The organism is Paenibacillus sp. 01T431, from assembly GCF_056398625.1.
On record NZ_JBFTPT010000031.1, the window covers coordinates 51,660 to 58,515 of the forward strand.

Annotated in this window: 4 protein-coding genes; all 4 read right to left on the reverse strand. The window is 46.0% G+C overall.

What is annotated here, in order from left to right:
• Positions 1-3 precede the first annotated feature (3 nt).
• The 4 genes from AC1DM9_RS32715 to AC1DM9_RS32730 all read right to left on the reverse strand — a co-directional run bounded on the left by AC1DM9_RS32715 (position 4) and on the right by AC1DM9_RS32730 (position 6,768).
• Positions 4-1,002 carry a Gfo/Idh/MocA family protein gene (locus tag AC1DM9_RS32715; protein WP_477584174.1) on the reverse strand — a complete coding sequence of 333 codons (999 nt, stop codon included), beginning with the start codon at positions 1,000-1,002 and terminating at the stop codon, positions 4-6.
• Positions 1,003-1,048: 46 nt separating this feature from the next.
• Positions 1,049-1,855, reverse strand: coding sequence for a phytanoyl-CoA dioxygenase family protein (locus tag AC1DM9_RS32720; RefSeq protein ID WP_477584176.1), 807 nt, complete (start codon positions 1,853-1,855; stop codon positions 1,049-1,051).
• Between the two features lie 347 nt (positions 1,856-2,202).
• On the reverse strand, positions 2,203-6,081 hold the full coding sequence (locus AC1DM9_RS32725) for a discoidin domain-containing protein (RefSeq protein ID WP_477584178.1): 3,879 nt from the start codon (positions 6,079-6,081) through the stop codon (positions 2,203-2,205).
• A 357-nt stretch (positions 6,082-6,438) separates the two neighbouring features.
• Complete coding sequence (locus tag AC1DM9_RS32730) at positions 6,439-6,768, reverse strand: copper amine oxidase N-terminal domain-containing protein (protein WP_477584180.1); 330 nt, start codon at positions 6,766-6,768, stop codon at positions 6,439-6,441.
• Between the last annotated feature and the right edge of the window lie 88 nt (positions 6,769-6,856).

Sequence of the window (6,856 nt, forward strand, 5' to 3'; positions counted from 1 at the left end):
TAATTAATTTCCTCCTTGCCGTTTAAAATCTACCGTTCTTCTCTCGCGATGTGCGATATATGCCGTTTCAAGAAGCTCCGTCAGCTTTGTTCCGTCCTCGAGTCCAAATGGCATCGGCTTGTCGTTCAGAATGCCATCCACCCATTGTGTTAGTGGAAGCGGCTGCTCCTTTGGAAGCTGTCGAGGTGAAATCCAGCCTTGGAGCGGTGAATCGGTATGTTTGGAAGCAAATTTAACATCTTCCCCGGATATGATCAGTGTCCCTTCCGTACCGTAAAGTTCAAACGCAGAAGGCGTCGAGTAAGTAACAAGGCTAGTTTCCAGCAGCGCAACCGCGTTGTTAGCAAACTCAATCGAGCATTGTGCATTATCTTCAACAGCCCGGCCCGTAAAATAATTAAACATAGATGTAATTCGTCTCGGCTCACCAAGCAGCCAGCTTGCCAAATACATCGGATGGCAACCAAGATCCATCATAGCTCCGCCGCCTGCCTGTTTCTCATCGTACCAGTATTCAGGCAGCCAATTGTTTAATGCTCCGTCGTGACCATTTCGGATTCGCAGCAGCGTAACGGCACCAAGCAGGCCGTCATCCAGAAGCTGTTTAGCGAATAAATGGTGAGGCCTTGTTCGAGCGGGAAAAGATATACAAAACTTCACGCCGGATTTTTGTACAGCAGCTGTAATTTTGTCGCATTCGGCTACCGTAAGCGCCATCGATTTCTCGGTGAAAATATGTTTTCCAGCTTGCGCAGCAGCAACCATGACTTCCGCGTGCATGCTGGTAGGGGCATCGATGACGACAGCATCTACGTCTTCCCTTTGAAGCAGCGTATCCAGATCAGATTTAAAAGCAGCTCCGAGCTCTGCTGCCCACGTTCGCCCTCTCTCTGTTATTTCATCCCAAACTGCTGTTATGTTTACGTTTCCAAGTGATTGCAGGTGTTTTGCATATCCATCAGCATGAACATGCCATTTGCTAATCATCGCAACATTTAACATTAGGTAATCCCTCCATTATTCAAATATTTGTTTAAGCGGCGAATTGCTAATCTTTAAAAGCCGTTTCGGGGTACCCGGCGCCAAATGGCGCGTCTGGCCGCTCATATTCTCCTGCTAAATAACGGCGCATAGGCGTTGTACGCTCCAAATAGTCCTTGTTGTTTGCAAAGCGATCGGAGAATCGAACCCAAGGCGGACTATAAATATAATGTGCGGTATAACGGTCGTAATCTCCATCATGAAAATATGTACGATGCCAAACCGCGTTATGGAAGAGCAATACAGATCCGGCAGGCGCACAAATGACATGTCCTACAGGCAAATCACCTTTATCGCGGCGGATGTCTGCCGGGAGTGGAACTTGGGCTCTATGGCTGCCTGGAATCATCTCCATGTTGCCCATCCTAGGCAGCGATTGGTCAGTAAGCAAATAGGAAGCGCGCAGCTGCAGCAGAGGAATCGGATAAGCTAGTTGATTAAAATCGTAGGCTCCTGAGCCATCCTGATGCCAGCCGCCTGCTCCTCCAAATGCCGGCTGCTTCGTGCACCAAGCGGATTGAAGAATAAAACGATCGCCATATAATGCTCTCACTTTTGGGAGCACCGCAGGGTGATCAATCAACTGGTCCAGCGTGGGTTCACTTTCAAATCCTCGGCCAACCTGAGCCCATCCGGTTGTCCCTTCTCTCTCATGCAGGCGAATAGATGCCTCCAAACATTGCTGTGCTTGGTCAGCGGTTAATACATTTGGAATGATCAAATAACCCCAAGATTCGAACATGAAACGGTCAAGCTCTGTGAATTCACCGGGTTGCGAAATGGCATTAAGTCCTTGACTGTGCTCGGCATTCATGCGATAACCTCCTGCTTTCTGGAGTGAATTGCTTCTTTTATATATAAAATATGAACGGTAATTCATTTAATGCATAGAATGCTTGGATTATTCCGATTATTTTTATTTAAATCATGAACATTTTGGTTAACTAATCGCTTTATGTTATCTAATAAACGATGTTTTCAACTAATTGCTCATACAATTGTTCCTTTTTCTCATTCATTTTCTAAAATCGTATATATTTAATATGTATTATGTGATTCTCCATTTTCGTATTATATCTTTGATAAACATAAAAAAAAGTGGAGGAGTTCCAAAGAACTCCCCACACAGCCATTTCTTATTGTTACTGAATGATCAATCTGTTACTGAATGATCAAACCAAATCCATTCTGGATGTAATTCGTGTTGGGATGAGCGATATTGCTAGTCGTCAGGTTGTTGAACGTTGCTGATCCATTCCCCGTATAGGTGTAAATTGCCGCACCTGGATGCGGTGATGTGAACCGCGATGTAAGGATACCATCACGTCCCGTACCATTAATATTGATATTGTTGAACACGATATTTTCAAAGCCGCCGCCATATCCAAACTGGATCGCACTGCGCTGCGTATTGATAATATCAATGTTGGTAAACGTCACGTTTTTGATGGAATCGTTTGATGCCTCCAAATCGATAGCTCCGCGTTCACCATTGTAGAGGTCTTTACTAGTACCGCTGTTTATAATCGTTGTATCCGAGAACAAAATGCCGGTATTGTTCTGGAAATGGTAGCCTGGGAATACAGTGTTCATTCGAATGCCAGATCCGCCGACAGTGTCGATGATCAAGTTGTTAGTAGCCTTATGTCCTCCCCCGCCGAAAAATGCAATAGCAGCCGCACGCCAGTTATTCTCAATCGTATTAAACGAGAAAGTATTATTGACACCCGCGCGGGCACCATTTACATTACTCGTCCATACGGCAAGACCATCATCACCATTATTTCGGACGCTGCTGTTGCGAACAGTCGAATTACTTGTGCCTTGAGCGAAGTTGACACCATCAGCAAGATTATTTCGGATACGGCTATTTTCGATCACTAGCCCATCCGCATAAATTGCTGGTGTATGTGCATAATCCCCTACCCAAAAACCGCATTCAAAGTGCTCAACCCATACATTGTGCACCTTTGAATTTTTTCCGAAATTGTCCATAAAGCCCTTGTAAATAGCACCCTCGTGATAGCGTGACCGCAGCTTGGAATTCATATAAATATTGCTAAAATCAAGCTTGCCTTCGACACGGAATGAGATGCCGCCCGATGCTACATTAGGGTTGGTAAACTGGATGTTTGTATGCCAGATGCCTGCACCCATGATCGTAATATCATTAATCATGCTACTGACAGAACCGACCTTCCACATGTTTCCGAGATGGAATGTTCCTTCTGGTATATACATGATTTTTCCAGTAGAAACCGCTGATGTTACAGCAGCTTCGAAGGCAGCTAGATCATCGAGGCCATCGTTCGCAACAGCGCCAAAATCCGTTACAGAAACCGAATTTGCTGGGCGGGCAATCGCAGCAGGAACCTGCTCGATTTCAAGGAAGTCTACACCATATTCGAGATTGTCTGCATTGCTTTTTTGGATACGTATGGTATCGCCAGGTTGAAGGGCTGTGTCTAGTTTCCAATGCACCTCATCAAATCGGAAGAGCGGACGTCCTCCGGATGGAGTGTCTGCTGGTTGGTCACTCGCGAAATACTGCCAGTTGTAGTAGGAAGTGAGCGGGATGGTCTTAGCTTTGACACCATTGACGTAAACATCAAGTGATCCGCTGAGCCCCATGCCATCTGACGAGTCAGGCATCGTAAATCTCATCGTAACGCCTGCTCCGCCCTCCCCTTGCCTTACGTTCCACTGAAGATATGAGCCATTCGATGGAAGTGACACGTAGCTCTGACCAGATGCCTCGGATGCAATCAGCGCCTGATCGAATGTCGGTGCAGATTGTAAAGTTGCCCCTCCACCACGAGTCGCATCCTGCGTATCGTACCTGTTGTAAGGCATGCTAGCACCTCGAGCAGAATAAACGACTAGACTTGTTGAACTCGTGTTATTTGCTTGCTTAATTGCTAATTCATTGGCATCAACAGCAACGATTGTGGATACGGTATAGTTGCCAGTTACTGCTGTCCATGTCCCAGGAATACTGACATTTGCAGATGCGCCAGCTGCTAAAGTACCGCTATATGACCCGTTGTAGGTCTGAATGGTAGAGCCGGCTGAATTTTTAAGAATAACGGTTACGCCATGGGTGCCGCTTGCTGAAGAAATGTTTCCTTGATTTTTAAGGATAACGTTGAAAGCGACTGTGTTGCTGGCAACTGGATTACTAGGTGTCCAGGATACAGCTCCAATTAAATCGGAACTGGCTACAGGAGCGACAATGAGTGAAGATGGATTCGTGTAGCTGTTGTTGGCATCATTTTGCTCAATAATTGCATTGTTCTCATCTACCTTCGAGCTTACTGAGTACGTAGCTGCTGTTTTGGCACCAACATTAAGTGACACTGTTGCTGAAGCACCGGCTGCTAGTGCGGCTGCTGGAGCAGATCCGGCAAGCGTGTTGTTAAGGTAGAAGTTGACTGTAGTCGCCGGGGCACTGGCGTTGCCGATATTCTTAACTGTTGCGTTCAGTGTAATTTCATTTGTCTCTATTGGTGAGACCGGTGCCCATGACATGCCTGTAATCGTCAAATCAGGGTTTGGAGCAGGCGTTCCGTATACTTGAAACTCAGCGATTTGACCGCCAGGTGCGCCGGAGTTCGTCGTAATATTCAACTGCAGACGTTTAACCGTCGAGGTAATCGGAATCGCTACCGTATTGCCCGAAGCTGGATTAAACGTATAAGCTTGCGCCGACACTAAGCTGCTGAAGGTTGTTGAGTTTTGGTTATGGCCTAGTACTTGAATCGTTTGTGTGCGAGTGCCCCATTCTGTTGAAGGATTCAGCTTCAGCACGATGGAAGTAATGTCATGATTCGCCCCAAGATCGAGAGTTAAGGTGCTCGAAGCGCTGCCGCCTTCCCAATAAGTGGCGGTATTATTGTCGTTTGCATTCGCTGCAATAAACGTTTGTGTGCTGGATGATGCGCTAATAGCTTTTCCAATAGCGATGTTTCCACCTGGAGGAGTTGTAGGCGTTGCTGTTGGAGTTGGTGTCACTGTTGGCGTAGGAGTTGGCGTTGGCGTTGCTGTTGGTGTCACTGTTGGAGTAGAAGTTGCCGTTGCTGTAGGAGAAGGTGTAGGCGTAATGATCGTTGAATCAACCGTGATTTGATCAAGATTGACATTGCCGGAATCGCCTGCATCGTATTTATAAGCAATCGTATTGGAGCCTGCATTTAAAGTGAGAGCCTCTGCTTTCATTCCCCACGTATCCCAGTTCGCAAGGTTTGGAAGTGAGGTTTGGCGGATTTTTGTTCCGTTAACGTAGATGCTTATTGTTTTTGTGCTTCCGCTAGCATTGGCGTACTTGAGTGTCACGTTGCGGCTGCCTGCCGCGGCTGCATTGACCGTAAACGTTGTTGTCGCACCTTGTGCTAAGTAGCCGTCAACAAATCCAGTGCCGGCATAGCCGGTATGATCGGTATTTACGCTCGCTCCGCCGGACAATGCAGCAGACTCAGCCTGATAGGTGCCCGTAGGCGTTGACGTAGGAGTAGGTGACGGTGTCAGCGCAGTGCCATAAATTTCGAATTCGGATAACTGTGCCGCTGGCCAGCCCGTATTGCCAGTAAAATTCAAGCGAACATAACGTGTGTTCGTTGAAGCGAAGTTAATTGTGACCGAATTGCTTGCAACCGCCGGATTAAATACATAACCGGTAGAAGCTGCAATATTCGTAAACGTTGTTCCATTAACACTGCCTAGAACCGCTAGCGTTTGCGTCCGGGTTTCCCAGCCTGCAGGCAGCTTTAATACGATCTGGTCGATGCTAGTATTGGAGCCGAGATCGACTTGAATCCATTGTGGAAATGCGTTATTTGCACTTTCCCAATACGTTTCTTGGTTGCTGTCTTTCACATTGCTTGGACTGTAGGTTTGAGATTGGCCGCTTGCTGTAATGTCTTTGCCGATCGACAGATTTGATCCACCTGCAGCAGAAACGGGAGTAAACGGTCCAGTAGATAGGAGCAAGGTCGAGAATAGCATGGTAACGATGAGCGACCATGCAACATACTTATTGCGCATTATATTCCTCCTCAATAATGTGGGGGTGCGAGAAAATGTGCGATCTACCGAAAAACGTACAAATGGCAGCGTTTACAAAAAAGATTGTTTCACTATTATGCGATTTCCGTATAGCCTTCCGTTCACTTTCCTAGTTCATTTTAGAATGATAGACATCCTCCTCTCGTTGTCACACCCTTACATTATAAAGACATAATTGACCGAGCTATAAGATGTAATATTACGGAAATCGTATGCGATTCAATGATAATAAAACAAATCTAAGCTTCTTTCCTATAGAAAAAAAAACCAGTTCAACACATGGGATGTGTTTGAACTGGTTTTGTTCATTTTCTTATTTTGAAGCTTATTTGCGGTTCACTTTATAGTCAAATGTACTTCCTGATTTTTTCCATCCCATACGACATTTGCACCAAGTGCTTGTGCAACGAATCGCAGCGGAATCATCGTACTGCCTTTGACGATTTGAACAGGGGCAGTCAACTTTACAACATTGCCATCAACCGTTGCCTGATTCTTCCACACTTCCATTATGATTGAATGGGAACCGTATTTTACCGTTACGATGTCATTTGAGTAGCTGACCGTACCCCCGAGAGATTCAATAAGTCCCCTGACGGGCACGAATACGGATCCATTTATAAAAGCTGCTTGCGCGTCCTGGTCAAGACCCCTATTTGTAGACATTGCAAAAAACACCTAGGCAGAAAGCTGACGTCTGTAAGCAACAGGCGTCAGTTTTTTTAGTTTTCTCTGCGGTCGCTCGTTATTATAG

What these genes read in the sequence shown, in the direction of transcription:
- AC1DM9_RS32725 (WP_477584178.1), bottom strand. Translation starts at nt 6,081, where the DNA reads ATGCGCAATAAGTATGTTGCATGGTCGCTCATCGTTACCATGCTATTC.
- AC1DM9_RS32720 (WP_477584176.1), bottom strand. Translation starts at nt 1,855, where the DNA reads ATGAATGCCGAGCACAGTCAAGGACTTAATGCCATTTCGCAACCCGGT.
- AC1DM9_RS32730 (WP_477584180.1), bottom strand. Translation starts at nt 6,768, where the DNA reads ATGTCTACAAATAGGGGTCTTGACCAGGACGCGCAAGCAGCTTTTATA.
- AC1DM9_RS32715 (WP_477584174.1), bottom strand. Translation starts at nt 1,002, where the DNA reads ATGTTAAATGTTGCGATGATTAGCAAATGGCATGTTCATGCTGATGGA.